The sequence below is a fragment of the Maritimibacter dapengensis genome (assembly GCF_019218265.1).
Lineage (GTDB): Bacteria > Pseudomonadota > Alphaproteobacteria > Rhodobacterales > Rhodobacteraceae > Maritimibacter > Maritimibacter dapengensis.
This window is the reverse complement of record NZ_JAHUZE010000002.1, coordinates 484,374-510,723: the sequence shown is the minus strand read 5'-3', so window position 1 is coordinate 510,723 and position 26,350 is coordinate 484,374. Positions and strand designations below refer to the sequence as shown.

Here is a 26,350-nt window from a genome sequence, read left to right as displayed (position 1 = left end):
TGCTGTCTAATAGTCGGTTTGTTCCGACCTGTCCCAATTATCGCCGACCATTGCCGGATTTCTGCCTATTTCCGCAAGCTTAAACACGAAAGCTAGCGCCGTCACGCAAAAAACCGCAATTTTGCCCCAATTTGGGGTGCAATTCCCGCGTCAGGCGGCAAGATTTTGCCAAGGACAACAAGATATGGTGGTTACCAGTTATCCTTGAACCATTTGACCGCCCACCGCAGGCTTTTCGATGGGTAACGCTCCGCCGGTATGTCGAAGTCCCACCATTCGTCCTGCGGGCAGGCTGCAAACAGCGAAAGCCCCACCGCTGAGGCGAATGCAGCACCTGTCGCAGCCTGTGGCAACCCCTGAACCCGCAGCGGGCGTCCGATGCGCACTTGTTGGCCGAGAATCCTCGGTGCAAGGCCGTCGAGACCCGGAATCTGACTTGCACCGCCGGTCAGAACGATCTGTTGCGACGGCAAATGATCGAATCCCGCGGCATCGAGTCGGGCCCGCACCTCTTCGAGAATCTCTTCGACTCGCGGGCGCATGATTCCGATGAGTTCCGCGCGACTCACCCTGCGGCGGTCTTTTTCCCAGTCCCCGCTGTCTCCGCCGATCTCGATCATCTCGCGGTCGTCCATCCCGGTCGCGACGACACCGCCGTAGAACGTCTTGATCCGCTCGGCGATAGCCAGCGGCACCTGAAGCCCCTTGGAGATGTCGGAGGTCACGTGATCGCCACCCAGACGCACGCTGTCGGCGAAAATCATGTGCTTTTTCATGAAGATGGACACGCCAGTTGCACCACCTCCCATGTCGATGCAGGCCGCGCCCAGTTCCTGCTCGTCCTCGACGAGGCTGGAAAGGCCGGCCGTGTAGGACGACGAGGCAAGCCCCGCGAGTTCCAGATCGCAGCGCTTGATGCAATAAGCCACGTTGCGAATCGTATCGGCATCGACGGTGAGCAGGTGCATGTCGACGGCAAGACGCTTGCCCACCTGCCCGCGCGGATCGGACAGGCCCGAGCGGTGGTCGAGCGCGAAATTCACCGGCTGGGCGTGCAGCACTTCCCGCCCTTCGCCGTAGTCCGGCACGTCGCAGGAGGCCATGACGCGCGCGATATCGTTCTCCGTGACCGATCCGCCTTCGACCTCGACCTCACCCGCAACGCCGTAGCTGCGCGGCCCGGCGCCGGAGAAGGTGGCGATGACATGGTCGACCCGGAGATTTGCCATCTTCTGCGCGGCTTGCACGGCGGTCCTGATGGCGCGTTCCGTTTCCTGCATCGCGCTGATCTCGCCGAAGCGCACGCCGCGCGACCGCGTCGTGGCTGCGCCGATCACCCGGAACCCCGACTGGCCGGCCAGTGAGCCGATCCCGTCGGTCTCGCGCATCTTCTCCTGCCCGTCGAACCGGAGCACGAGGCACCCGATCTTCGACGTGCCGATGTCGAGAATGGCGATCACGCCGCGTTGCATCGCGGTCTTTCGCATCGCGCGCATGGCACGCTGCTGTTCATAGAGCTCCGTCATTGGCCTGCCTCTCCACGGTCCAAGCTTCTGATTCGACGCAGTTCTTCGACGGCCTGCTCTGCCATGCGAAGGGTCGGTCGCCCAGGGTTGCGCATATCGATATGGGTGATGTCGCGGTCCAGAAGATCCTGCGCCTCGTCCAGCGCGAGCACTTGCTCGAGCGCTTCGACCGGGGCGATTTCCGGCAACATGATACGCTGGTCGCGGTCGAGCACGAGATCCCAGCGACGTTCGCCGACCCGCACCAACCCGCGCAGGCGCGGCGCGATCGGGCCCGACGCCGTGATCAGGGCGAGCGCCTCGCCCACCGCTTCGTTCGCGCCCTGCCCCGCGATCAGCGGAAGATCGGCGCGCACCTGGCGCTCGGTCAACGACGCGACGCGATGCCCGGTGCGGTCCAGCAGATCGATGTTGCCGCCGGTGCGCCAGATGATCGCGGGCTCCCGCTCGGCCACGTCGACCTGCAAAACCCCGCCGGGGCGCACGCGCACGGAGACGCGTTCGATCACGTCGAGCGCGGCGATGGTCTGCTGCATCCCTTCGAGATCCAGGTCGAAGGACGATACCGGGAAATCGACCGGCACCATCTCGCGAATGGCGGCATCGACAACAGGGGTTGCCCCGTCGATGGCCATGAGCTTGACGGTGAATTCGGGGCGGCTCTCGACCGAATTGCGAATCTCGGCGGCCTTCTCGGCGATGGCGAAACGGTTGGTCGGGTTCGAGATGTACCAGCCCGCCGCGGTCAGGATCAGGAAGGTCGGCAGGCCGACCCGCAGCATCGAGCGATAGAACGGCGTCAGCCACATCCGGTGGACCCGGTAAGCCCAGCGCGACGGCGCGGGATCGCGCTTCGCCTTCTTGGGCTTGCGCGTCATCGGCGGTTCCGGCCGCGCGTATTGATCGGCGCCTATCTGTTGCACGAGGCATCCTCCACCATCCAGCGACACAGGGCCCCGAAGGTTATCCCGACATGTGCGGCCTGTTCGGGAACGAGCGACGTGGGCGTCATTCCGGGCTGTGTGTTCTGTTCGAGGATGATGAGGCCCGCGAGCCCGCGCTCCTCGTCCCAGCGAAAATCGGTCCGGCTCACGCCCCGGCAGCCGAGCGCCTGATGCGCGCGCACCGCCATGTCGAGGCAGGCCTGGGTGATGCTCTCAGGGATGTTGGCCGGCACTTCATGGCGCGACCCGCCCTCGGCGTACTTGGCTTCGTAATCGTACCAACCCTCGGTGATGATCTCGGTCACGCCCAGCGCCCGGTCACCCATGACCGTCGTGGTCAGCTCGCGCCCCGGCGCATAGGCCTCCACCATCACGACGTCGGGCATTTCAGGGCCGAGCTTCGGCGGTGTGTTCGCGCCCTTGGCGACGATATAAACCCCGACCGACGATCCTTCGTTATAGGGTTTGACGACATAGGGAGGCTCCATCACGTGATGGCCCTCGACCTCGTCCTTGCAGGCAAGCTGCGACGGCATCACGGGCAGCCCGGCGGTCCGCATGACGTCCTTCGAGCGTTCCTTGTCCATGGCGAGCGCGGAGGCGAAGACGCCGGAATGGGTGTAGGGAAGCTGCAACCACTCCAGAAGGCCCTGCACGCAGCCATCCTCGCCCCACCGTCCGTGGAGCGCGTTGAACACGACATCCGGCTTGATCTCGTCGAGCGCAGCACAAAGGTCGCGGTCCGCATCGACCTCGATCACCTCGTACCCTTCGCCCCTGAGCGCCGCGGCGCATTCGCGCCCTGTGGAAAGCGACACCTCCCGTTCCGCGGAAGGACCACCTTTCAGTACCACGACCTTGGGGGCTTGCCTGCTCGCATTGCCCACTGTCTGCCTCGTCCGGCCTTATTGTGGCCGTTTACCCCGAAAATTGCCGGGAATTATCGTTATCGAGATGCGCGGGGCCGCCTTATGGTTCGCCCACCCGCATGATTTCCCATTCTAGGGTCAGACCGCTGGTTTCGTAAACCTTTTTTCGCACCTCTTCGCCCAAAGATTCGAGGTCTTTCGCGGTCGCCGTCCCGGTATTGGTCAGGAAGTTCGAGTGCTTCTCGTTCATCGTCGCGCCGCCGATGGTCGCACCGCGCATCCCGGCATCGTCGATGACCTTCCACGCCTTGAGCTCATGGCTGTCGTCCGACTGCCCGGTCGAGCTGAACCCGGCCGGGTTGCGAAACGTGCTGCCCGCCGTCCGGTCCTTGGTCGGCTGCGTCTCATCCCGCTTTGCAAGCTGCGCGGTCATCTTCGCATGAAGCTCATCGGGCACGCCCTCTTCGCCCCGAAATACCGCGCCCGTCAGAACGACACTGTCCGGCACGTCGCTCTGCCGATACCGGAAATTCAGCGCGTCGGGCGTGAGCGTGACCCGTGCGCCGGCCCGCGTGATCCCCCGCGCCTCGACCAGATGATCGGCCACGTAGGAACCGTAGCAACCCGCGTTCATCTTCACCGCCCCGCCGATCGAGCCGGGAATTGTGCGCAGAAAGGTCAGGTCCACCCCCGCATCCGCCGCCTTGCGCGCCACATGGGCGTCAAGCGCGGCGGCCCCGGCGGTCACGGTCGTGCCGTCGATCTCGATCCCGTTGAACCCCCGGCCCAGCCGGATCACCACGCCGCGAATGCCACCGTCGCGGACGATCAGGTTCGACCCGACCCCCATCGGGAACACGGGGATGGACGGGTCCAGTTCAGTCAGAAACGCTGCCAGATCGTCCTCATCCGCAGGCTGGAACAGCCAGTCGGCCGGACCGCCCACGCGCATCCAGGTCAGCGACGACAGGTCACGGTTCTCGGTGAGGGTGCCGCGCACTTCGGGAAGTTCGAAACTCATGCGGGATGGGTAGTTTGTCGGTCCCAGGGAGACAAGTCGTTTCGAACCGGCCCGGGGCCCGTCCGATCCGATCGGGGGCTCTACCCCCGAACCCCCGAAGTATTTGGGAAACGATGAAGGGATCAGTCGCGGGGGATGTCCACCGGCTTGCCCAGCAGGTATTTCACAAGCGCCATGAGCGGCTTGCGAAACAGCGAGATGAAGATCGCGAGACCGGCAAGGCTCCAAGCCCAGCCGTTTTCGGCCCCGATCCAGACGATGAGCGCGAGCCCGGACAATAGGAGCGGCCCGCCGACCCACATCTGGTAGCGCATCGGCAGGAAGGCGATGATCGACCCCGCGACGACCCAGATGCACAGGGCGATGAGAGACGGGGTCATGGCAGAAGCTCCTGGATATTGACGACGAAGAGCATAACCGATCCGAGGATGCCAAGCCACGGGACAATGGCGGGGACCGAGAAGGGCGACGGGTCCGGCAGGCGTTTCACACCGATGAGGGCGGCATTGACGATGGTGAAGACCACCAGGAGCGCGATGGTCGTGTATTCGGCCAGAAGCGCCACCGGCAGGGCGAGCGCGGCACCGACCGTTGCGGCCCCGGTCAGCAGCGTGGCGAGCACCGGGGTGGCGAAGCGGGGGTGGGCATGGTGGAAGACCGCCAGCGCCGCCGACCGCCGTCCCAGTCCGAAGAGCACCCGGGCGGCCATGACCACCTGCGCCAGAACCCCGTTGAGCGCCGCCGCCACCGCGATGGACGACAGGAAATGCGCGGGCGTCCCGGTCGCTGCCGACCAGACAAGCGCAAGCGGGCGCTCGGATGCGGCGAGATCGGCCAAGGGCACCGCGCGCACCGCCGCCAGTGTCACCACCGCATAGAGCACCGAGGTGATCGCGAGAGACCACAGGATCGCGCGCGGCATCTGGCGCGCCGGATCGCGGGCTTCCTCGGCCATGTTCACGAGGTCGTCGAATCCGAGAAAGGCGAAGAACGCGAAGATCGCGGCGGCGAAGACCCCCGGTACGTGAAGCGACACGGGAGCCGACCAATCGAGCGTGGCCGGGGCCGAGAACCCTGCGCCCACGACGAGCAGCAGGCCGACCACTTCGACCGCCGTCAGGATCGCGGCAAAGGCGAGGCTTTCGACCACGCCGACGACCGCGATCAGGGTCAGCCCCACGCCGAGCGCAATCATGGCGGCCATCGGGTCGACCGGGACCAGCGCCGTGAGATATCCGACGCCTCCGCGCAGCACCGCCGCGCCCCCGATGACGCCTGCCGCGATGTTGATGAACCCGACCAGCATGGCGAGCCAATGGGCGCGCAGCCCATGTTCAACGTAGGCGCTGTCGCCCGCCGCTTCGGGGATGCGTGAGGACAATTCCGCGAAGGACAGCGCCGAGGGCACCGCCACCAGCCCCGCGACCAGAAACGCAAGCGGCGCCCAGACGCCCGCCGCGCCCGCCGCATAACCCACGAGCACGTAGATGCCCGCCCCGACCATGATGCCCACGCCATAGGCGGTCAGCAATCCGGTCGACAATCGTTTCGATAATGTGTCAGCCATAACACCCTGCCCGCCGGCAGATTGTGCGCATGCGCGGGCGCGGTCAACCTATGGAAAGGTGCAGCCCGACCGTATCGTCCTGAAACCCGAGTTTGCGGTAGAACCCCTCGGCATGGAGAGACTTGGGCGAGAGCAGCGAAATATCCGCGCAGTTCTTGGCCTTGGCCTTGTCGATGGCCGCTTCCATCACCGCCGAGGCGAACCCACGGCCCCTGTAGTCCGGCAAGGTCACCACATTCTCGATCCGCGCCAGAGGCCGGCCCCCGAAGGTGAGGTTCGGAAGCACCGACATCATCGCGGTCGCCACGATCTTGCCCTCGCATTCCGCCCCGAAAAGCGAGGTGCCGGGCATCGCGAGGATCTCATAGAGGATCGCCTCGCCCTCGGACCCTTCCGGCACTTTCTGATCCGACAGGACGGACAAAAGCGCGTGGAGGTCCGGGAAATCATAGCGGGACAACTCCCGCACACGGGGCTTGGTGATGGTCATGACGGCTCCTCCCAAAGCGTGTGGCGGATCGTCGGGGATTGGGGGGATGGGGTCAAGGGATGGTTTGCCGGACGTTGCCCGCAGGGTGAGTGCGCCCCACCTCACCCCAACTTCGCCTCCAGCCCCCGGGCCCATGTGCTGATCGTCCCTGCGCCGAGGCAGACGACGATGTCGCCCTCCCTCGCCGTGTCGCGCACGAGGGCCACGAGCTCGTCTTCCGAGCCGACCGCCTGCGCGTGGCGGTGGCCGTGGGCGGTCAGCCCGGCCACGAGGTCATCGCGCGAGGCGCCTTCGATCGGGTCTTCGCCTGCCGAATAGACATCGGCGATGCCCACCACGTCGGCCTCGTTGAAGCAGGTGCAGAAATCTTCGAACAGCGTGTGCAGCCGCGTGTAGCGGTGGGGCTGGTGGACGGCGATCACCCGGCCCTCCACGGCCTGACGCGCGGCTTTCAGCACGGCGGCGATTTCCACCGGGTGGTGGCCGTAATCGTCGATGATCGGCACGCCGTTCCATTCGCCAACCCGGGTGAAGCGGCGGTTGACGCCGCCGAACGCCGCGAGCGCCGCCTTGATCTCCTCGCCTTTCATGCCGAGGTGGCGGGCCACCGCAACCGCCGCCAGCGCGTTCGACACGTTATGGTCTCCTGGCATGGGGAGCGTGCAGCCCTCGATGGTCAGGTCGGGGAGCACGATGTCGAACTGCGCGATGCCGGCCTTGTAGGTGAGGTTCACCGCGCGCACGTCGGCCTGCGCGTTGAAGCCGAAGGTCACGACGCGGCGGTCCGAAATCTTTCCGACCAGCGTCTGCACGTCCGCATCGTCGGTGCAGCACACGGCGAGGCCATAAAACGGGATGTTCGACACGAAATCGTAGAAGCCCTTGTGCAGCGCCTCTTCGGTGCCCCAGTGGTCCATATGCTCCGGGTCGATATTCGTCACGATCGCAATGGTGGCGGGGAGGCGGTTGAAGGTGCCGTCGCTTTCGTCGGCCTCGACCACCATCCACTCGCCCTGCCCCATCCGGGCGTTCGAGCCGTAGGCGTGGATGATCCCGCCGTTGATGACGGTGGGGTCGATCCCCCCCGCGACGAGCAATTCGGCGACCAGCGTGGTCGTCGTCGTCTTGCCGTGGGTGCCTGCGACGGCGATGTTCGACTTCAATCGCATGAGTTCGGCCAGCATCTCGGCCCGGCGCACGACCGGCAGGCCTCGGGCGCGGGCGGTGTCGAGTTCCGGGTTGCCCGGCTTGATCGCCGAGGAAATCACCACGACCTCGGCGTTCTCGAGGTTCTCGGCCTTCTGGCCCACGAAAATCTCGGCCCCAAGCCCTGCCAGCCGCTCGGTGATGGGCGAGGCTTTCAGGTCCGACCCTTGCACCCGGTATCCGTGGTTCAGAAGCACCTCCGCGATGCCCGACATACCGATCCCGCCGATCCCGACAAAGTGGATCGCCCCCATCTCGGTGGGGAGTTTCGTCGCCGCTGCACTCATCTGTCCGTCCCTAGCTTGTCTTCTGTCCCAACGCCTCGACCATGTCGGCCAAGGTCTGCGCCGCGCCCGGTTTGCCCACCGACAGGCTCGCCCGCGCCATTTGCATGGCTCCGTCCGGATTGTCCATGACCGCGAGGATCTGTTCGGCCAGAACCTCGGGGGATAGCCGGCTTTCCGGGATCAGGATCGCGCCGCCCGCCTCCGACACGCCGCGTGCATTGGCGCTCTGGTGGTCGGCGGTGGCGTATGGGTACGGGACGAGGATCGCGGGGCGACCGATCACGGTGGCATCGGCAAGCGTGGAGGCCCCGGCCCGCGAAATCAGAAGCTGCGCCTCTGCCAGCCGCTTGGGAACATCGTCGAAGAAAGGCTGCACGTCGGCGCGAATGCCGTGGCTCTCATAGAAACCGGCCACGCGGTCCAGATCCTCGGGCCGCGCCTGGTGGCTGACCGAAAGATGCCGCTTGAGCGCCTCCGGCAATCCCGCGATGGCGGCGGGCACATTGTCCGACAAGGCGCGCGCGCCCTGGCTGCCGCCGATCATCAGGATCGACATCGGGTATTCGCCGGGCGGGATGTAGCCTGCCCCGGCCCGTTCCCGGATCGCGGCGCGCACCGGGTTTCCGACGTGAACCCCCTCGACACCGCCGGGCAGCTCGGTGGGCCAGGTGCCACAGGCGATGGTATCCACGCGTTTCGCAAAGACGCGGTTCACCCGGCCAAGAACGCCATTCTGTTCATGGATCATCCGCGGCACGCCCAGCATCCACGCCGCGCTGAGCGCCGGAATGGTCGGATAGCCGCCGAACCCGACAACCGCACGCGGACGCTCGATCAGCATCCGAACGGTGGCCGCGACAATCCCTCCGAACACCCGGAACGGCACCGCCAGTTTCGTGAACGGCCCGCCCCGTGAGGGCGTGGCCGAAGACCGTTCCTCGATCGTCACCGCACCTGGAAAGCCACCCGCATAACGCGCACCCCGCGCATCCGTCGAAAGCTTCACGCGCCATCCGCGCACCAGCATTTCCTCGGCGAGCGCCTGTGCAGGGAACATGTGCCCCCCGGTTCCACCCGCCGCGATCACGAGGAGCGGCGTCTTGTCTGTCATCTATGTCCCCGTTGGGTCAGGTAATCCTCGAACTTGCCCTGGGGCCGCGTGCGCGTGAACGCGATCAGCATCCCCACCGACAGCCCCATCGCAATGAGCGACGAGCCCCCGTAGCTCACGAAAGGTAGCGTCATGCCCTTCGCGGGCAAGAGCCGCACCGCCACGCCCATGTTGATGAGCGCCTGCACGCCGAACATGGCCGCAAGCCCGGTGCCTGCGAGCCGGGTGAAGGTGTCGCGCTCGTGAACCAGCCGGAGGAACGACCGCACGACGATCGTCGCATAAAGCGCAAGGATCACGAGCACGAGGACGAGGCCGTATTCCTCGGCCGCCACTGCGATGATGAAATCGGTGTGCGCGTCCGGCAGGCTCCACTTCACCTGCCCCTCGCCCACGCCGACCCCGAAGAACCCACCCTCGCGGATCGCGTTGGTGGCATAGCCGATCTGGGTCGTCGGATCGACTTCGGGGTTCAGGAACCCGTCGATCCGGCGCGCGAAGTGCTCGGAATTCTCATAGGCGAGGAACCCGGCCCCCACGACGAGCGCCGCGACCCCCACGATCAGGATATAGGGCGCACCGGCGAGGAAATACATCACGCCCCAACCGAACAGAACCAGCGCCGATTGACCGAAATCCGGCTGCATGGCGAGAAACCCGACGATGATCAGCGTCAGGATCAGCGACATCGATTTGCCCGGCGGCCCCTGAATCTCGTCGCTCGCAGCCATGAGCCACGCGGCGACAACGACATAGAAGGGCTTGAGAAACTCGGACGGCTGAAGGCTCGCGAACCCCAGCGAATACCACCGGACCGCGCCCTTGCCGAAATCGGTCCCGAGCCATGGAAGCGCGCAGATGGCCGCGAACGCCACGATGAACCCCAGAACGCCAAGACGTCGCACCATCTTGGGCGACATCATCGTCATCGCGAACATGACCATGAAAGCCATGACCCCGAACACGATCTGGCGCTCGACGTAGTAGAACGGGTGCAACCCGTTGCGCTCGGCAAGCGGCGGGCTGGCTGCAAGGCCCAAAAGAATGCCGATCGCGAACAGAAGGAGAATGCTGGAAACCGACCATTTGTCGATCGTGCGCCACCAACGTGGAAGGATGGGATCCCGCCCCGGCTGACGAACTGCGCCGTAAACCATTTCGGTCATGATGAACCGCCTGAAACTGCCTCAAAACGCCCGGTTGTCCGGGTCTGGATCCAGCATAGCGGGAAAACCGCCGCGGGGAAAGAACTTCCACGCCCGCTCCCCGGAAGGAATGCGGACGCTTCGCGTCCGCGGTGTGCATATTTTTGGCACGATGAAAGACGAAGACCTGCGCCCCGTTTCATCGTGCCCCAAATATGCAAATCCGCGTGGACCCGCCGCAGGCGGGGCCGCGCACATCATGCGCGCGCGCCAGCGCGCTCCGATCAGGCGGGCGGTTGCTTGAACCCTTTCGACTTCGACCGGTTCAGCCCCAGTTGCCGCTCGCGCCAGATGATGAGAATGCCCGCCGCGATGACGATGGCCGCACCGAGAAGCGTCGTCGAGGTGGGCACTTCGTCGAAGAACACCATCCCGATCGCTGTCGCGAAGAAGATCGACGCGTAATCGAACGGCGCCACCACGCTGGCCGGCGCGTAGCGGTAAGAGGTCGACAACATCCCCTGCCCGGCCCCCCCGACGAGCCCGCACAGGATCAGAAGCGTCGCGTCCTGAACCCCCGGCACGACCCAGCCGAACGGCAGGGTCAGCAGGCTGAGAAGCGTCGAGGAGAACGAGAAGTAGAGCGCGACCGTCGCGGGTCGTTCCGTCGCCACGAGGTTGCGCACCTGCACCTGCGCCAGCGCCGCCGCGAGCGTCGAGCCGAGCATGACCAGCGCGCCGATCGCTTCGAGATGGCCGATCTCGCTCCCCAGCGAGGTCAACCGCGGATAGAGCACGACCGTCACGCCGATCAGCCCCAGCAGCACCGCCGAAATGCGAAACAGACGCACCCGTTCGCCCAGCATGATCGCGGCGAGGATCGTGATGAACAGCGGCGTCGCGTATTGAAGCGCCGTGACTTCCGGCAGAGGCAGGAGCGACAGCGCGGTGAACATCAGCCCCATCGCCGTCGTCCCGATCACGCCGCGCCACATGTGACCCAGGAACCTGTCGGTGCGCACGCCCTCGTGCAACTGACCGATATAGGCGAGGTAGCCCACAAGCACCGGCACGGCGAAGAAGGACCGGAAAAACACCACCTCCCCGGTCGGAACGCGCGATCCCGTCGCCTTGATCAACGCGCCCATGATCGTGAAGGACAGCACCGCCCCCACCTTGAGCGCGATGCCGTATCCTACCCGATGCTCGATCCCATGGCTCACAAGGCGGCTTTCACGCAGGCCATGAAATCCTCGCCTCGCTTCTCGAAATTGTCGTATTGATCGAAACTCGCCGCTGCAGGCGCGAGAAGCACCGTGTCGCCCGGCTGCGCCTCGGCCATCGCGCGCGCGACGGCGGTCTCCATCGTGGTGCAGACCTCCGCCTCGACATCGCCCAGATCGCGCGCAAAGGCTTCGGCCTCGCGCCCGATGACATAGGCTTTCGCGACATGGCCCAGCCCTTCCGAAAGCCCCTCGAGCCCGCCATCCTTCTGAAGCCCGCCGACGATCCAGCGGATGTTGCGGAACGCCAGAAGCGCCATGAGCGCGGCGTCCACATTGGTCGCCTTGGAATCGTTCACGAAGGTCACGCCATCTTTCTCGGCGATGATCTGGCTGCGATGCGGCAGGCCGGGATAGCTCTGGAACCCCGCTTCGATCACCTTGGGCGACAGGCCCAGCGTGCGGCAGACGGCATAGGCGGCGCAGGCGTTCTGGTGATTGTGCGCGCCCGGCAGCCCCTTGATGTCGCGCAGGTCGATGCTGCCGACCTGCCGGCCCTTGCGGCTCTCCGACAGAAACCCTTTGCGCGCGAAGACCAGCCAGCCGGGGCCGGACAGCTTCTGCTCGACCGAGACGCGGATCACCCGGTCGTCCCCCGGGCCTTCGGCCAGTTGCCCGGCAAGGAACAAGCCCTCCGGTTCGTCCACACCGATCACCGCGCGATCCGGCCCGCCCTCGGCAAAAAGCCGGCGCTTGGCCGCGAAATACCCGCCGGGCCCGCCGTGCCGGTCGAGGTGATCGGGCGACAGGTTGGTGAACACGGCCACGTCGGGCGTCAGAGCGCGGGCCAACTCGGTCTGGTAGCTGGAGAGTTCCAGCACCACGATCTCGCCATTCACCGGCGGGTCGATATCCAGCACTCCGCGCCCGATATTGCCCGCGAGTTGCACCGGTTTTCCGGCTTCGCTCAGGACATGATGGATCAGTGCCGAGGTCGTGGATTTGCCGTTCGACCCGGTGACGGCGACCACGCGGGGCGGCTCGTCGAAGGTGATCCAGTCTCCCGCCCCGAACGAGGCGAAGAACAGACCGATGTCGTTGTCCACCGGGATGCCCTCGGCATAGGCGCGGGCGATATGCGGGTTGGTGGTCGGGTAGAGATGCGGGATGCCCGGGCTGGTGATGAGCGCCGCGACGCCCTGAAACGCCTCGCGCCGGGTCAGGTCGTGCAGGGTCAGCCCCGCCGCCTCGGCCCGTGCCCGCGCTTCGGCCCCGTCGTCCCAGCACAGCGCCTCGGCCCCGCCCGCCTCGAGCGCCTTCGCCGTCGCGAGCCCGGAGCGGCCAAGCCCCAAGACCGCGATCTTCGCCCCTTCAAACCCTCGCACCGGGATCATGCTCAAGCTCCTTGCCGTTCGGGAATTGTCGTAACGCGGGGGGCGGACGAAGACCAGAGGGCGTGGTTCTGCACATACATGAGCCATACGCTTTCCATACGTGTTCCATACGCGATACATACGTGGATTTTCGGTCGGTGATCGGGCTTTGCACCATTAGGAAAGCAGCCCAGGCGGGCCTAAAACGATGCGTTTCCCAGGCCTCGAACCCCGTCCTCCGCCCCGTTTTTCAGGGGCAGATCCCGGCGTTAATGCTTTTCAAGTGCGACAGGGTGTAGAGTCCCCGCGCTCCTGTCCCGTCAACGTATCTTGAGGGTGGCCAGGCCGATCAGCGCGAGGACCAGTGAGATGATCCAGAACCGGATGACGATCTGCGGCTCGGCCCAGCCGCGTTTTTCGAAATGGTGGTGGATCGGGGCCATCAGAAAGACCCGCTTGCCGGTCCGGCGGAAGTAGAGCACCTGAATGATGACCGACAAGGCTTCGACCACGAAAAGCCCGCCGACGATGCCGAGCACGATTTCGTGCTTGATCGCCACCGCGATAGACCCGAGCGCCCCGCCAAGGGCGAGCGACCCGGTGTCCCCCATGAAGACCGCCGCGGGTGGCGCGTTATACCACAGGAACCCAAGCCCGCCCCCGATCAGCCCGGCCGCGAAAATAAGCAATTCACCCGTACCCGGCACGTAGTGCACCTCGAGGTATTCGGTCACGTCGACCCGGCCAACCGCATAGGCAATGGCGCCCAATGTGGCCGCAGCAATCATCACCGGCATGATCGCCAACCCGTCGAGCCCGTCCGTCAGGTTCACCGAGTTCGCCGCACCGACCAGCACGAAGGCTCCGGCCGGCAGGAAGAACCAACCGAGGCCCACGAGAAGATCCTTGAAAAAGGGAAACGCCAACTGCCCGGAAAGCTCGTCGGGATGGAGCTGCATCACGACATAGACCGCCGCCAGCGCGATCAGAGTTTCGAGCAGGAGACGCAGTTTGCCGGACAGACCGGAATAATTGTCGTTCTTCGTGATCTTGCTGTAGTCATCGACGAAGCCGATCAACCCGTAGCTCAGCGTCACACCGAGCACGACCCAGACGAACCCGTTGTCGAGGCGTGCCCACAGAAGCGTCGCGGCGGTCACGGCTCCAAGGATCAGGGCACCGCCCATTGTCGGCGTACCGGCCTTTGTCTCAAGGTGGCCTTCGGGTCCGTCCGCTCGAATGGGCTGGCCGTGTTTCTGACGCCGTTTCAACAGGTTGATGAGCGGCCGCCCGAAAATGAACCCGAAAATCAGGGCGGTGAAAAAGGCCGCGCCCGCGCGGAAGGTGATGTAGCGGAAGAGGTTGAAGAAATCCCCGCCGTCCGAAAGCTCGGTCAACCAATAAAGCATGTCACGTCTGTCCTGTCCTCAAGCGTTCTGCCGATGGCCCAGTTTTCGCACCGCGTCAACCACGAGCGACACCTTTGCGCCCTTCGATCCCTTGACCAGAACCACGTCGCCCGCGTCGATCAGGTGATGCGCCTCGGCGGCAAGGTCGGCGGCTTTCTCGGCGTAGCGGCCCTGTTTCTCGGCCGGCAGGGCTTCCCAAAGCGCCCGCATCATGGGTCCCGCGCAATGTACTAGGTCGATGTCGGCCATCGCGTCGAGCGTCACGAGATCCCTGTGCATCGCGACTTCGTCCGCGCCGAGTTCCAGCATATCCCCCAGCACCGCCACGCGCCGGCCCTGCGACACGCGCCCGATCCCATCGGTCGGACGGGTCGCCGCGAGCACTTCGAGGGCGGCGGCCATCGAGGTCGGGTTGGCGTTGAAGGCGTCGTCGATCAGGGTGATGTCCAGCCGTTCGATCGGGTCGAGGTGAATGACCTCCCGCGTCCCGCGCCCTGCCGGTGGTTGCCAAAGCGCCAGATCACGCGCGGCAAGCGTCACATCGCCCCCGAGTGCCGAGACCGCGCCGAGAACCGCGAGCGCATTGGTCGCGAAGTGGCGTCCGGGCGTGGCGAGGCGGACAAGCTGGTCGACCCCGTGAAGGCGGGCCTGCATCACCGTCGCCTCGTCGGTCAGGTCGATATGGGTCAGATGAAGCGTGTTCTCAGGCCCCGCGCCAAAGGTCTCGACCCGCCCCGCACGCGCCATGGCCGCGTCCATCAGGATCGGCGTGGTTTCGAGATCGCCGTTGACCAGCGCGACGCCAGCCGGCTCCAGCCCGTCGAAAATCGCGGCCTTTTCCCGCGCTATCCCTTCGACGTTCTCGAACGCCTCGAGGTGAACAGCCGCGACGGTGGTGATCAGCGCCACATGCGGGCGGGCCAGCCGGGCGAGCGGTTCGATTTCGCCGGGGTGGTTCATCCCGATCTCGATAACTGCGAAGTCGGTCTCAACAGGCATCCGCGCCAACGTCAGCGGCACGCCCCAGTGATTGTTGTAACTCGCCTCGGCGGCATGGCAGCGCCCTTGCCGGTCGAGCACGGTCGCCAGCATTTCCTTGGTCGAGGTCTTGCCGACCGAACCCGTGATCGCCACGACGCGGGCCTGCGTGCGCGCCCGGCCTGCGGCCCCGAGCCGTTCGAGCGCGGCAAGGACATCGTCCACGATCAGAAGCGGGGCGTTGTCCGCGACGCCCTCCGGGACATGCGAGACCATCGCGGCCCCTGCCCCTTTTCCCAAAGCCTGTGCGACGAAATCGTGCCCGTCCCGCGCGGCTTTCAACGCCACGAACAGGTCACCGCCCGCGATCGTACGCGTGTCGATCGAGACGCCGCTGACCGACCAGTCGCCGCGCGCCTGTCCACCGGTCGCAGCCGCGGCTTCGGCGGCGGTCCACAAGCTCATGCGAGACGACCCTCGAGCGCGGCGACGGCGACGCTCGCCTGCTCGGCATCGTCGAAGGGCAGCACGTCATCGCCGATGATCTGCCCGGTTTCGTGCCCCTTGCCCGCAATCAGAAGCGCATCGCCGGGGTCGAGCATGTCGACGCCACGCAGGATCGCCTCGGCCCGGTCGCCGTATTGGTTCGCCTCGGGGCAACCTTCCATGATCTCGGCGCGAATGGCGGCGGGATCTTCGGAGCGTGGATTGTCGTCGGTGACGATCACCACGTCCGCGAAATCGGCCGCCGCTTTGCCCATCAGGGGGCGTTTGGTGCGGTCGCGGTCGCCGCCCGCGCCGAAAACCACGACGATCTTGCCCATCACGTGGGGACGCAACGCTTCGAGGGCGGTAGAGAGCGCATCCGGCGTATGGGCGTAATCGACGAAGACGGTGGCACCCCCGGTCCGGGTCGCGGCAAGTTGCATCCGTCCCCGCACCGTCTTGAGCTGGTCGAAGGTCGCGAACACCTCGTCCGGGGCCGACCCCGACCCGATGGCGAGACCGGCTGCGACCAGCACGTTCTCGGCCTGGAAACCGCCGATCAGGTTCAGTTGCACCGTGTTCGGGCGACCGTTGTAGAGGAAGCGAAGCTGCTGCCCCGTGGCGTGGTAGCGCTGCGAGGTGAGTTGGAGGGTGCAATCCTCGGTCCGGCCCACGGACAGCACCTCGACACCGCGCAGGGCGCAGATTTCTTCAAGCTCCCGGCCCCGCGGATCGTCGACGTTGATGACCGCCACGCCGTCATCGGGCAGCACCCGGTTGAAGAGCCGGGCCTTGGCGTTGAAATACGCTTCGAAGGTCTCGTGGTAATCGAGGTGATCCTGCGTGAAGTTGGTAAACCCGGCGGCGGCCAGATGCACACCCTCGAGCCTGCGTTGCTCGAGCCCATGCGACGACGCCTCCATCGCGGCATGGGTAACGCCCGCGGCGGCCATGTCTGCCAGAAGGCGATGCAAAGTGATCGGTTCCGGCGTGGTATGCGCCGAGGGCGAAGTGTATGCGCCTTCGACACCTGTCGTGCCGAGATTGGCTGCCGACAGACCCAGTTCCTGCCAGATCTGGCGCGTGAAGGAGGCGACCGAGGTCTTGCCGTTGGTTCCGGTGACGGCGACCATCGTCTCCGGCTGCGCGCCGAACCAGAGCGCCGAGGCGAAGGCCAGAGCGGCACGCGGGTCTTGCGTGACGATCAGGGCGACGTCGTAATCGGCAAGCACGTCGGCTGCGATCCGCGCACCTTCGGGGTCGGTCAGGATTGCGGCGGCGTCCATGCGCAGGGCGTATTGGATGAACTCGCCGCCGTGAACGCGGCTGCCCGGCAGAGCGGCAAACAGATGACCTTTCCGCACCTCGCGGCTGTCCACGGAAATGCCCGAGATTTCAACGTCTTGACCACCTTTCGCCCGCAGACCCAGGGTGGAGAGTTTGGTCGGGTCTCGGTGTGGCATGGCTCCCTCCGGGATGCGGCTCAGTTCGCGGTGAGTGTTACACCCAACGGGGCGGGAGGTTCAATCTCCGGGCGCAGCCCCATGAGCGGCGCGACGCGGCGAATGATCTCGGCCGCGACCGGCACGGCCGTCCAGCCAGCCGTCCGGCGCGGCTCGGACCCTGTGGTTTCCACGGGTTCGTCGAGCGTCACGACGAGAATGTATTTCGGGTCATGCGCCGGAAAGACACTGGCAAAGGTGGCGATCACCTTGTCGTCATAATAGCCGCCCTTCGGCTTCGGCTTGTCCGCCGTCCCCGTCTTGCCGCCCACCGCGTAGCCCTCGACCTCGCCGAAGGATGCCGTGCCGCGCGCCACGACCTGCCGCAGCATGTCGCGTGAGACCTCCGAGGTGCGCTCGGACACGATGCGCGGACCGGTGGGAATCGGCCCCTGCTTCACCACGGTCGGCGTCACGCGGGTGCCGCCGTTCAAGAGCGACGCATAAGCCGATGCGAGATGCAGCGGCGATGCGGAGAGCCCGTGGCCATAGGAGATCGTCATGGTCGAAAGCTCGGACCATTTCGGCGGCAGCAGCGGTTGCGACCCGCTCGCCTCGATCAATTCGATCGCCGTCGGCTTGGTAAAGCCAAGCTGATCCAGGAACGCCTGCTGGCGCTCGGCCCCGATCATCTGTGCGATGCGGGCGGTGCCGAGGTTCGAGCTTTTCACGATCACATCCGTGACCGTCAACTCCTTGCCGTAATTGTGAAAATCCCGGATGCGGTGTTTGCCCCAGCGGATCGGCCCGGTCGTATTGACGAGCGTGTCGGGATTGACGAGTCCAAGCTCCATCGCTTGCGCGGCGGCGAAAATCTTGAACGTGGACCCCAGTTCGTAAACGCCCTGAACGGCGCGGTTGAACAGTGGGCTGTCCGCCGGGCTGCCTTCGGTCGCGGGACGCGGACGATCGTTCGGATCGAAGTCGGGAAGGCTCGCCAGAGCGACGATTTCGCCGGTGTGCACGTCCATCAGGATCGCGGCGGCGCCTTTGGCGTTCATCAGTTGCATGCCACCTGCGAGCACATGTTCGACGGCAGATTGCACCGACAGATCGAGCGTAAGCATGAGCGGTTGTCCGGCCTGCGCGGGATCTCGCAGCCGTTCGTCAAAGGCGCGTTCGATGCCACCGACCCCGACAAGCTCGGCGGCGCGCACGCCTTCGACCCCGAATCGTGTACCGCCCATCACGTGGGCCGCAACCGCGCCGTTGGGGTAAAGCCGCATGTCGCGCGGCCCGAACAGAAGCCCCGGATCGCCGATGTCATGAACCGCCTGCTTTTGCTCCGGGCTGAGTTTTTTCTTTATCCACAGAAACTTACGCTTGCCAGTGAAGTCACGGATCAAGCGCTCCTCGTCGAGATCCGGGAAGATGCGGGCAAGCTCTTTCGCCGCGCGGACGGGTTCGACCATCTGCGGCGGCTGAGCATAAAGCGCATGTGTCGTGAGGTTGGTCGCGAGCAACCTGCCCTGCCGGTCCACGATGTCGGCGCGGGCCGCCGCGATCTGGGCGCCCGGCGCCTGCGCGCGCGGTTCGGCCGCCTCGGATGCCGACAGCGTTCCCATGCGAACGCCTACCGTCGTGAACGCCACGAAAAACAACGCGGCAAGCACGAGAAGCCGGCCCTCGGACCTCTGACGGGCCCTGTCGCGCATTTCGTCATGGCGCTGTTGCTTGTTCTCGCGTTCGATCGCGTCCGGATCGTCACCGGATGCGCGGGCTTCGAGGATGCGTGCCAGGGGCCTGAGGGGAACGCGCGTCATTCTTGGGTCTCGTCGGTTGAAGCTGGCAGGTCTTCGATCATGTCCAGCGCGGCCTGAACGTCGATGGCCTCGGCCGGCGGCAGGAGCGACAATGGATCGGGCTCTTCGGGGAAGGCGATCTGATCGACCTTGCCGAATTGCTCGGGACTGAGCGGGAAGAGACCCAGGCGATCGAAATTCATCGCAGCAAGTTCGCGCAGCCGATCAGGGCGGTTGAGATAGGCCCATTCTGCGCGCAGCACTGCAAGGCGCTCGCGCTTCGCGCCGATATCGCGTTGCAGGTCTTCGACGTCGTCGAGCACCGCCTGAGTCTTATAGTTCTCGTGATAGGCCCAGTATCCCAGGGCCATCACGATCATCGTCGACATGACGAACAGCAGCGTTCGCATCATGCGTTATCCTCGACATGCGGGGGCCGGAAGGCCCAGTTGGGTGCGGTCCACCTGTTCGGCAGCGGCATCAGTTCTCCTGGCCACGCGCAGTCGGGCGGACCGGGCGCGCGGGTTGTCGCGCAGTTCCGCGTCGTCCGGGCTGATGGCGCGGCGCGGGGTGAGGTCGAACCGTGGTGTGTGCGGTTCGGATTCGGGGGCGTAACGCGACCCTCCGCCTCCTGACGAGGCGGCGAGTTGCATGAAGCGCTTCACGACGCGGTCTTCGAGCGAATGGAAGGTCACGACCGCGAGCTTTCCACCCGGCTTCAGCGCGCGTTCGGCGGCTTCGAGCCCCTCGGCGAGTTGTCCGAATTCGTCATTCACCGCGATTCGGATCGCCTGAAAGCTGCGGGTCGCCGGGTGGCTCTGTCCCGGCTTGGCGCGCGGCAGGCAGCTTTCGATCGTCGCGGCGAGTTGCGCCGTCGTTTCGTACGGTTTGGTCGTGCGATTGCGCACAATGGTCTTCGCGATGCGGCGCGAGGCACGCTCTTCGCCGTAATGATAGAGAATATCGGCGAGCTCTTCTTCCGAGGCACCGTTCACGAGGTCCGCGGCAGAGGGCCCATCCTGACTCATCCGCATGTCGAGCGGGCCGTCGCGCAGGAAGGAAAATCCGCGTTCGCTCTGGTCGAGCTGCATTGAAGAGACGCCGAGATCGAGCACGACGCCGTCGACCAACTCGCCCGCGATCTCGTCCATCTCGGAAAACGTGCCGAGCTTCAGCTCGATCTGCGGCATGTCGTCCAGCCAATGCGCGGCCATGTCATGTGCAAGCGGATCGCGGTCGATGCCGATGACCCGCTCGGCTCCGGCCTCGACCAGCCCGCGCGCGTAGCCACCTGCCCCGAAGGTGCCGTCGATCCAAGTCCCGGAAACAGGTGCGACCGCGTCAAGGAGCGGTCGCAGCAGCACGGGAACATGGGGGGCGGCGTCGGGGGTAGAGACCATCATCACCGCGGATCCTCGTCCAGAAGCGCGGCGACGTCGAAGTCGTCCGGCAGATCATCGAGGTATTCGGCATTGCTGGAGGCTTCGACCTCGTCGTAGGTGGCCGGGTTCCAGATCTGGAAGGTGTCGCCGGAGGCGATGAAATAGGCTTCGTTCTCGAGGCCGATCTTCTGCCGCAGCCGCGCCGGAAGAACGATCCGGCCGGTCTCGTCCACCGAAGTCGGGAGCGATTGACCGTAATACATGTTTTCCAGGATCTTGCGGCCCTTCGAGCCGCGCGGCTTGGCCTTGATGATGTCGTCGACCTCCGAGATCGCCTCCATCGAGTAGCATTCGAGATACTTGCGGCGGTGATCTCCGAAAACGATCACGAAATTGGCGTTGAGGCCGTCGGTCCAGTCGGGGTCGGTCGCTTCCAGAACACGACGAAACAGGGCCGGGATCGAGACCCTGCCCTTCGCATCCACCTTGTGGAGCCCGTCACCTCTGAACATCTGCGCCACTGTCCCGCGGCTCCCCTTGATAATCATCCTCGTTCGCCGTCCGCCTCGCCCCTCTTTTCGGGGGCTGGATACGAAAACGACGGATTGAACTGCTGCCACTGTCCAATCCGCCGCCCTCGTCCCATCTCTGGGTTCGTCCGATCGCGGTCGCCACCTGGGGGGATGTCTGCTCGCGAGCGCGTCGGATCTCTTTTTTCGACGAAGCGGGGTGCCTGTATGAAACCTGACTTGGGAGTTGTTTCGGGGGTTCTTGTGCGCCCCTTTGTTCCCGTCCTCATCGTGGTTATATGATTGCCATGGGATTTCATGGGAAGCAACACCTTTTTATGGGAAATCGCCACAATATCTAGTTTTCAAAGGGGTCGCATCACAAGGTTTAGGGTGTCCAAACAGAGAACAAAACGACCTATTTTGCGATAACTTCGAAAAGTATACACAATATATGGTGTAGCGAAAAAAGTTGAAAAAAGTTCCCCTGAATTCCCATAGATCGGGGAATTCTCACCGGATCAGGGGTGGAATAAGTGAAATTCCATTCGGATTCCATAGAATACCATGTTCGAATTCTGCTGACTTTCCAGTGAATCGGCGCATGGTCCATGATTTCCCATGAGACTCCGAAAGACGCGGTGGCGCACCGCGCCGTCCCATGAAATCCCGTCGATCAGGTCGGATCAGCCGTCGTAGGCGGCTTTCAAGTCGGCGATGATGATCTTGTTCATCTTCAGCATCGCCTGTGTCGCGCGCCCGGCCGCCTCACGGTCCGGGCCGCCGACATAGCGCGGGAGGTCCTTGGGCACGACTTGCCAACTCATGCCGAAACGGTCGATGCACCAGGCGCAACGGCTTTCCTGCCCGCCATCCGCGACGAGCGCGTTCCACAGGCGGTCGGTCTCGTCCTGATCCTCGGTCATGACCGCGATCGAGGCCGCGGGGCTGAGCTCATAGGTGGGTCCGCCGTTCAGCGCCTGATAAGGCACGCCCGCGAGGTGGAAGTTTACCAGGAGCGCCCTGCCCTCCGGCCCCGGCGTGACGTGTTCGATCCCTGAATCGGGAATGAGATCGACATAGAACTGCGCGGCCTCTTCGGCCACGCCGTCATACCATAGGCAGGTTCTGATTTTGGACATCGCGCGCTCCCTCTTGTCAGGAAAGCGCGGATGCAGATCGTCGTCAAGCAATGCCGCGTGCAACCAGATCCGCCGCGAGAGCGCGGTAGGCTTCGCCCGTCGCGCTGTCGGTCAGGGCAACCGGCTTGCCCGCGTCGCCCGCAAGCCGCACGTCGAGCGACAACGGCAGTTGCGCCAGGAGCGGAGCGCCGATTTTCTCGGCCTCTTTCGCGACGCCACCTTCGCCGAAGAGATGCGCCTCGTGCCCGCAGTTGGGGCATATGTAAGATGACATGTTCTCGATCATGCCCAGCACCGGGATGTTGACCTTGTGGAACATGTCCACGGCTTTGCGCGCATCGAGAAGCGCCACGTCCTGCGGGGTCGACACAACCAGCGCGCCGGTCATCTCGACCTTCTGGCTCAGGGTGAGTTGCACGTCCCCGGTGCCCGGTGGCAGGTCCACGATCAGCACGTCGAGATCGCCCCAGTTCACCTGAAACGCGAATTGCTGGAGCGTGCCCATGAGCATGGGGCCGCGCCAGACCACCGCCTGATCCGGGTCAACGATGGCACCGACCGACATGATCTCGACCCCATGCGCCTTGACCGGGTCGAGCTGCTTGCCGTCCGACGAGGTCGGTTTCTCGGTGACGCCCATCATCAGCGCCTGGCTCGGCCCGAGGATATCGGCGTCAAGCAGTCCGACCTTGCGGCCCGAAGCGGCGAGCGCGACGGCGAGGTTCGACGACACGGTGGACTTGCCCACCCCACCCTTGCCCGACGCGATGGCGATGACGCGGTCGACACCGGCAATTTTCTGCGGGCCGGCCTGTGGAGTCGGATGGCCGCCGACGCGCAGGTTGGGTGCGGGTTTTTGCGGTGCGGGCTTGCTCGCGCCATGCGCGGTGAGGATGACCGTGACCTTTTCGACCCCGTCGAGCGCGGCCACGGCGGCTTCGGCGGCCTTGCGCTGCGGTTCGAGTCCTGCAGCCACTTCGGGCGACGGCGCTTCAATCACGAAGCTGACATTGCCGCCATCGACCGTCAGTGCGCGGATCATATCACGCGATGCAAGGTCGCCATTGTCGGGCAAGGCCACGCTGGACAGAACCGACAGAATGCGGTCGCGGGTCAAACTCATAAGTCATCCTCCGAAGTCTATTGGGACTTAGGTGGCGGGTTTCAGCCCGGACCACAAGGGGGGCGCCGCGCCCCGGAACTTGACGCGCGCCAAGGTTTACCTTGCGTAAATGATTAAGTCAGTCTTACGTATGCAAATGCTGCATAGCGGCATTGAGCATTCTACGGATTGTGCAGGTGCAGCAAATCCCCCATTTTCGTCTCAAGCGAACGGAACATGTTCGAACACGATGTTGGCGCTAACCGAAAAGCGGCGCGCGCCAAGAGCAGAAAGAGAGAAACGAAATGGCATACGCAACCGACATTCGCACCGCCGACCACGGCCTTCTTGACCGCGTGTCTGCCACTTTCAAAGTCCTGGCCGAGGCCCGCGCCCAGCGCAAGGTGTACCGCCAGACCCTGAACGAACTTCGCGCCCTCGATGGCCGCGACCTGGCCGATTTGGGCATCTCCCGCGCGGAGATCCCGTTCCTGGCCCGCGAAGCCGCCTACGGCTCGCAAAAGTAAGAGTTTCGAGCGCGTCCACCTCCTCCCGGACGCGTGAGAAGACCCGGGACGCTTCTCCTCCTCCCTGAAGCGACCGGGTCCAAGATACGGACCGATCTTCCTCCTCCCTGATCGGTTCGGACCTGAAGGCGGCGCTCCTTCCTCCTCCCTGGAGCGCCGCCGTTCAGACAAGAGATCGGACGTTCCCACCTCCTCCCGGGAACCGACGAGGTCCGAAGCCCCTCTCCTCCTCCCTGGGGCCCAGGACACACATACGGGGTTCGCCCCGGCAAAGACGCAAAGGGCCTCTTCCTCCTCCCTGAGGTCATTTGTTTGCAAGAACGGCGACGTCCACCTCCTCCCGGGCGTCGTCGTTTTCTTTTGCGTAATCGGAAAATGTGGGATCAGAAGGGAATGTCGTCGCCGGCGCGGTCGGCAGGCACGATGAACTTCGCCACGACCTTTTTCGCTCCGGCATGTTCGAACTCGATGTCGAGCTTGTCGCCCTCGATCCCCATCACATAGCCGTAGCCGAATTTCTGGTGGAACACGCGGTCGCCCTGCGTGAAAGCCGAGACCGCCGTCGCGTCGATGGTCAGGCCGCGCGCTTCGTTCGGGCTGGCCATGCCGCGGGTCGCGCCGCGGGTTTGCATCCGCTTCCAGCCGGGGGAATTGTAGGCATCGGCCCGCGCCGCCCGGTCTTCGAGGGGGGAGCCGCCGGAATAGCTTTCGGTCGCGCCCATGCCAGCCGCGCCGTATCCTCCGCCATAAAGCCCCGGCGGGGTAAGCACATCGACGTGTTCCTCTGGCAGCTCATCCACGAAGCGCGAAGGAAGCTGGCTTTGCCACTGACCGTAGACCCGGCGATTGGCGGCGAAGGAGATCGTGCAGAGTTCTTCGGCACGGGTGATGCCGACATAGGCAAGCCGACGCTCTTCCTCCAGCCCCTTGAGGCCGCTCTCATCCATCGACCGTTGCGATGGGAACAGACCGTCCTCCCACCCCGGCAGGAAGATGACGGGAAACTCCAGCCCTTTGGCGGCATGGAGCGTCATGATGGTGACTTTCTCTTCGGCCTCATCCGAGTCGTTGTCCATGATCAGCGCGACGTGTTCGAGAAAGCCTTGCAGGTTGTCGAATTCCTCGAGCGCCTTCACGAGTTCCTTGAGGTTTTCGAGCCGACCGGGTGCTTCGGGCGTCTTGTCGTTCTGCCACATCTCGGTGTAGCCGGATTCTTCAAGGATCATCTCGGCAAGCTCGACATGGGTGTCGGCCTCGTCCCTGACCTGGCTGTGCCAGCGATAGATGCCCTGCACGAGGTCGGACAGCCCCTTGCCCCCCTTGCCCTTGATCGTCCCGGCGTCGACGCAACGCGCGGCCCCGTCCACAAGTGGCACGCCCATGTCGCGCGCGGTGCGCTGGATGGTCTGCACGGCCTTGTCACCGAGACCCCGGCGGGGGGTGTTCACGATCCGCTCGAAGGCGAGATCGTCGTCGGGCGACACGGCGAGGCGGAAATAGGCCATCGCATCGCGGATCTCCATGCGTTCGTAGAACCGCGGGCCGCCGATGACGCGATACGGCAGGCCGATGGTCAGGAACCGATCTTCGAAGGCGCGCATCTGGTGTGAGGCGCGGACGAGGATGGCCATGTCGTCGAGGCTCTTGGGGTCCATGCCGCGTGAACCGCCCTGCATCGCCTCGATCTCGTCCCCGATCCAGCGCGCCTCTTCCTCGCCGTCCCAATGACCGATGAGCCGGACCTTTTCGCCCTGCCCCTCGTCGGTGAACAACTCCTTGCCAAGCCGGTCGGCATTGCCCCGTATCACGCCGTTGGCGGCCTCGAGGATATGCTCGGTCGAGCGGTAGTTCTGTTCGAGCCGGACGACTTTTGCGCCGGGAAAATCCTTTTCGAACCGCAGGATGTTGCCCACCTCGGCCCCGCGCCAGCCATAGATCGACTGGTCGTCATCGCCCACGCAGCAGATGTTCTTGTGGGTCTGGGCGAGCAGGCGCAGCCAGAGATACTGCGCGACGTTGGTGTCCTGATACTCATCGACGAGGATGTAGCGAAACCAGCTTTGATACTGGCGCAGGATGTCATCGTGTTCGCGGAAGATCGTGACCATATGCAGGAGCAGGTCGCCGAAATCCACCGCGTTCAAAGTCTTCAACCGCGCCTGATAGGCTGCGTAGAGTTCTGTGCCCCGGTTGTTGAACAGGGCGTGGTCGGCGGCCGGCACGTTCTCGGGGGTGATAGCCCGGTTCTTCCAATTATCGATAATGCCCGCGAGCATCCGGGCGGGCCACCGCTTCTCGTCGATGTTCTCCGCCAGAATAAGCTGTTTCATCAGCCGGATCTGGTCGTCGGTGTCGAGAATCGTGAAATTCGTCTTCAACCCCACCAGTTCCGCATGACGGCGCAGAAGCTTCACGCAGATCGCGTGGAAGGTGCCAAGCCATGGCATCCCCTCGGCAGGTTGGCCCAGTAAACTGCCGACCCGGTTCTTCATCTCGCGTGCGGCCTTGTTGGTGAAGGTCACGGCGAGGATTTCGTTGGGCCGCGCTTTGCCGGTGTTCAGAAGATGCGCGATGCGCGTGGTGAGCGCCTTGGTCTTGCCCGTGCCTGCGCCCGCGAGCATCAGGACCGGGCCGTCCAGCGCCTCCACAGCCTCGCGTTGCGCCGGGTTCAGCCCATCCAGATAAGGCATCGGACGCGCCGCCATCGCCATCTGGCTCAGGGAGGGGCGCGCACCGGAAAGCTCGGGGGAGTCGTCGAAGCTGCTCATGCGCGGGAGCCTATCGCAGGCGGGGCGCAAGGAAAAGGTGT

General features: G+C 64.7%; 23 protein-coding genes. 1 reads left to right on the top strand and 22 read right to left on the bottom strand.

Annotated features, from left to right (window positions below; translation table 11 throughout):
- Nucleotides 1-191: 191 nt before the first annotated feature.
- The 21 genes from ftsA to KJP28_RS08675 form a co-directional block, all read right to left on the bottom strand.
- Nucleotides 192-1,526 carry a cell division protein FtsA gene (gene ftsA, locus KJP28_RS08775; protein ID WP_218392178.1) on the bottom strand — a complete coding sequence of 445 codons (1,335 nt, stop codon included), beginning with the start codon at nucleotides 1,524-1,526 and terminating at the stop codon, nucleotides 192-194.
- Nucleotides 1,523-2,449, bottom strand: coding sequence for a cell division protein FtsQ/DivIB (locus KJP28_RS08770; protein WP_336245323.1), 927 nt, complete (start codon nucleotides 2,447-2,449; stop codon nucleotides 1,523-1,525). Before KJP28_RS08770 ends, ftsA begins: the two co-directional genes overlap by 4 nt.
- Complete coding sequence (locus KJP28_RS08765) at nucleotides 2,437-3,357, bottom strand: D-alanine--D-alanine ligase (protein ID WP_218392177.1); 921 nt, start codon at nucleotides 3,355-3,357, stop codon at nucleotides 2,437-2,439. Before KJP28_RS08765 ends, KJP28_RS08770 begins: the two co-directional genes overlap by 13 nt.
- An 82-nt stretch (nucleotides 3,358-3,439) precedes the next feature.
- Nucleotides 3,440-4,360, bottom strand: coding sequence for a UDP-N-acetylmuramate dehydrogenase (gene murB / locus KJP28_RS08760; protein ID WP_218392176.1), 921 nt, complete (start codon nucleotides 4,358-4,360; stop codon nucleotides 3,440-3,442).
- Between the two features lie 122 nt (nucleotides 4,361-4,482).
- A complete protein-coding gene (locus tag KJP28_RS08755; protein ID WP_218392175.1) occupies nucleotides 4,483-4,740 on the bottom strand; it encodes a DUF2484 family protein in 258 nt (85 codons plus the stop codon).
- Entirely contained in the window at nucleotides 4,737-5,927 is a 1,191-nt protein-coding gene (locus KJP28_RS08750) for an APC family permease (RefSeq protein ID WP_218392174.1), read from the bottom strand. The genes KJP28_RS08755 and KJP28_RS08750 overlap by 4 nt, the downstream gene beginning before the upstream one ends.
- Nucleotides 5,928-5,970: 43 nt before the next feature.
- The gene (locus KJP28_RS08745) at nucleotides 5,971-6,417 is read right to left on the bottom strand and encodes a GNAT family N-acetyltransferase (protein ID WP_218392173.1); all 447 of its coding nucleotides are present in this window, start codon (nucleotides 6,415-6,417) and stop codon (nucleotides 5,971-5,973) included.
- A gap of 101 nt (nucleotides 6,418-6,518) precedes the next feature.
- The gene (murC, locus tag KJP28_RS08740; RefSeq protein ID WP_218392172.1) at nucleotides 6,519-7,910 is read right to left on the bottom strand and encodes a UDP-N-acetylmuramate--L-alanine ligase; all 1,392 of its coding nucleotides are present in this window, start codon (nucleotides 7,908-7,910) and stop codon (nucleotides 6,519-6,521) included.
- A gap of 10 nt (nucleotides 7,911-7,920) precedes the next feature.
- On the bottom strand, nucleotides 7,921-9,021 hold the full coding sequence (locus KJP28_RS08735; RefSeq protein WP_218392171.1) for a UDP-N-acetylglucosamine--N-acetylmuramyl-(pentapeptide) pyrophosphoryl-undecaprenol N-acetylglucosamine transferase: 1,101 nt from the start codon (nucleotides 9,019-9,021) through the stop codon (nucleotides 7,921-7,923).
- Nucleotides 9,018-10,187, bottom strand: coding sequence for a putative lipid II flippase FtsW (ftsW, locus tag KJP28_RS08730; protein ID WP_218392170.1), 1,170 nt, complete (start codon nucleotides 10,185-10,187; stop codon nucleotides 9,018-9,020). Before ftsW ends, KJP28_RS08735 begins: the two co-directional genes overlap by 4 nt.
- A gap of 263 nt (nucleotides 10,188-10,450) precedes the next feature.
- Nucleotides 10,451-11,389: a DMT family transporter gene (locus KJP28_RS08725; protein WP_336245322.1), complete on the bottom strand. Its 939-nt coding sequence runs from the start codon at nucleotides 11,387-11,389 to the stop codon at nucleotides 10,451-10,453.
- On the bottom strand, nucleotides 11,386-12,783 hold the full coding sequence (murD, locus tag KJP28_RS08720; protein WP_218392169.1) for a UDP-N-acetylmuramoyl-L-alanine--D-glutamate ligase: 1,398 nt from the start codon (nucleotides 12,781-12,783) through the stop codon (nucleotides 11,386-11,388). Before murD ends, KJP28_RS08725 begins: the two co-directional genes overlap by 4 nt.
- Nucleotides 12,784-13,082: 299 nt before the next feature.
- A complete protein-coding gene (gene mraY / locus KJP28_RS08715; RefSeq protein WP_218392168.1) occupies nucleotides 13,083-14,171 on the bottom strand; it encodes a phospho-N-acetylmuramoyl-pentapeptide-transferase in 1,089 nt (362 codons plus the stop codon).
- 18 nt (nucleotides 14,172-14,189) lie between these two features.
- Nucleotides 14,190-15,614: a UDP-N-acetylmuramoyl-tripeptide--D-alanyl-D-alanine ligase gene (locus tag KJP28_RS08710; RefSeq protein WP_218392167.1), complete on the bottom strand. Its 1,425-nt coding sequence runs from the start codon at nucleotides 15,612-15,614 to the stop codon at nucleotides 14,190-14,192.
- The gene (locus tag KJP28_RS08705) at nucleotides 15,611-17,098 is read right to left on the bottom strand and encodes a UDP-N-acetylmuramoyl-L-alanyl-D-glutamate--2,6-diaminopimelate ligase (protein WP_218392166.1); all 1,488 of its coding nucleotides are present in this window, start codon (nucleotides 17,096-17,098) and stop codon (nucleotides 15,611-15,613) included. Before KJP28_RS08705 ends, KJP28_RS08710 begins: the two co-directional genes overlap by 4 nt.
- 20 nt (nucleotides 17,099-17,118) lie before the next feature.
- Nucleotides 17,119-18,900, bottom strand: a complete 1,782-nt coding sequence (locus KJP28_RS08700) for a peptidoglycan D,D-transpeptidase FtsI family protein (RefSeq protein WP_218392165.1) — start codon at nucleotides 18,898-18,900, stop codon at nucleotides 17,119-17,121.
- Nucleotides 18,897-19,289 (bottom strand): cell division protein FtsL, encoded by a 393-nt coding sequence (gene ftsL / locus KJP28_RS08695; protein ID WP_218392835.1) that lies wholly within the window; start codon nucleotides 19,287-19,289, stop codon nucleotides 18,897-18,899. Before ftsL ends, KJP28_RS08700 begins: the two co-directional genes overlap by 4 nt.
- Before the next feature lie 6 nt (nucleotides 19,290-19,295).
- Nucleotides 19,296-20,282, bottom strand: coding sequence for a 16S rRNA (cytosine(1402)-N(4))-methyltransferase RsmH (gene rsmH / locus KJP28_RS08690; protein ID WP_218392164.1), 987 nt, complete (start codon nucleotides 20,280-20,282; stop codon nucleotides 19,296-19,298).
- Nucleotides 20,282-20,782 carry a division/cell wall cluster transcriptional repressor MraZ gene (mraZ, locus tag KJP28_RS08685; RefSeq protein ID WP_218392834.1) on the bottom strand — a complete coding sequence of 167 codons (501 nt, stop codon included), beginning with the start codon at nucleotides 20,780-20,782 and terminating at the stop codon, nucleotides 20,282-20,284. The genes rsmH and mraZ overlap by 1 nt, the downstream gene beginning before the upstream one ends.
- Nucleotides 20,783-21,456: 674 nt before the next feature.
- Nucleotides 21,457-21,912, bottom strand: coding sequence for a VOC family protein (locus KJP28_RS08680; protein ID WP_218392163.1), 456 nt, complete (start codon nucleotides 21,910-21,912; stop codon nucleotides 21,457-21,459).
- Nucleotides 21,913-21,955: 43 nt separating this feature from the next.
- Nucleotides 21,956-23,035: an Mrp/NBP35 family ATP-binding protein gene (locus tag KJP28_RS08675; protein WP_218392162.1), complete on the bottom strand. Its 1,080-nt coding sequence runs from the start codon at nucleotides 23,033-23,035 to the stop codon at nucleotides 21,956-21,958.
- A 284-nt stretch (nucleotides 23,036-23,319) separates the two neighbouring features.
- Between KJP28_RS08675 and KJP28_RS08670 the strand changes: the two genes are divergently transcribed.
- Nucleotides 23,320-23,541: a DUF1127 domain-containing protein gene (locus KJP28_RS08670; protein ID WP_218392161.1), complete on the top strand. Its 222-nt coding sequence runs from the start codon at nucleotides 23,320-23,322 to the stop codon at nucleotides 23,539-23,541.
- Nucleotides 23,542-23,924: 383 nt separating this feature from the next.
- Here the strand turns inward: KJP28_RS08670 and KJP28_RS08665 are convergent, their stop codons facing one another.
- Nucleotides 23,925-26,309, bottom strand: coding sequence for an ATP-dependent helicase (locus tag KJP28_RS08665; protein ID WP_218392160.1), 2,385 nt, complete (start codon nucleotides 26,307-26,309; stop codon nucleotides 23,925-23,927).
- Nucleotides 26,310-26,350: the final 41 nt, after the last annotated feature.

Coding starts and splice junctions, on each gene's coding strand:
- ftsA (WP_218392178.1), bottom strand. CDS start 1,526: ATGACGGAGCTCTATGAACAGCAGCGTGCCATGCGCGCGATGCGAAAG.
- murB (WP_218392176.1), bottom strand. CDS start 4,360: ATGAGTTTCGAACTTCCCGAAGTGCGCGGCACCCTCACCGAGAACCGT.
- KJP28_RS08755 (WP_218392175.1), bottom strand. CDS start 4,740: ATGACCCCGTCTCTCATCGCCCTGTGCATCTGGGTCGTCGCGGGGTCG.
- KJP28_RS08750 (WP_218392174.1), bottom strand. CDS start 5,927: ATGGCTGACACATTATCGAAACGATTGTCGACCGGATTGCTGACCGCC.
- KJP28_RS08745 (WP_218392173.1), bottom strand. CDS start 6,417: ATGACCATCACCAAGCCCCGTGTGCGGGAGTTGTCCCGCTATGATTTC.
- murC (WP_218392172.1), bottom strand. CDS start 7,910: ATGAGTGCAGCGGCGACGAAACTCCCCACCGAGATGGGGGCGATCCAC.
- KJP28_RS08735 (WP_218392171.1), bottom strand. CDS start 9,021: ATGACAGACAAGACGCCGCTCCTCGTGATCGCGGCGGGTGGAACCGGG.
- ftsW (WP_218392170.1), bottom strand. CDS start 10,187: ATGACCGAAATGGTTTACGGCGCAGTTCGTCAGCCGGGGCGGGATCCC.
- murD (WP_218392169.1), bottom strand. CDS start 12,783: ATGATCCCGGTGCGAGGGTTTGAAGGGGCGAAGATCGCGGTCTTGGGG.
- mraY (WP_218392168.1), bottom strand. CDS start 14,171: ATGCTTTATTGGTTGACCGAGCTTTCGGACGGCGGGGATTTCTTCAAC.
- KJP28_RS08710 (WP_218392167.1), bottom strand. CDS start 15,614: ATGAGCTTGTGGACCGCCGCCGAAGCCGCGGCTGCGACCGGTGGACAG.
- KJP28_RS08705 (WP_218392166.1), bottom strand. CDS start 17,098: ATGCCACACCGAGACCCGACCAAACTCTCCACCCTGGGTCTGCGGGCG.
- KJP28_RS08700 (WP_218392165.1), bottom strand. CDS start 18,900: ATGACGCGCGTTCCCCTCAGGCCCCTGGCACGCATCCTCGAAGCCCGC.
- ftsL (WP_218392835.1), bottom strand. CDS start 19,289: ATGCGAACGCTGCTGTTCGTCATGTCGACGATGATCGTGATGGCCCTG.
- rsmH (WP_218392164.1), bottom strand. CDS start 20,282: ATGATGGTCTCTACCCCCGACGCCGCCCCCCATGTTCCCGTGCTGCTG.
- KJP28_RS08680 (WP_218392163.1), bottom strand. CDS start 21,912: ATGTCCAAAATCAGAACCTGCCTATGGTATGACGGCGTGGCCGAAGAG.
- KJP28_RS08675 (WP_218392162.1), bottom strand. CDS start 23,035: ATGAGTTTGACCCGCGACCGCATTCTGTCGGTTCTGTCCAGCGTGGCC.
- KJP28_RS08670 (WP_218392161.1), top strand. CDS start 23,320: ATGGCATACGCAACCGACATTCGCACCGCCGACCACGGCCTTCTTGAC.
- KJP28_RS08665 (WP_218392160.1), bottom strand. CDS start 26,309: ATGAGCAGCTTCGACGACTCCCCCGAGCTTTCCGGTGCGCGCCCCTCC.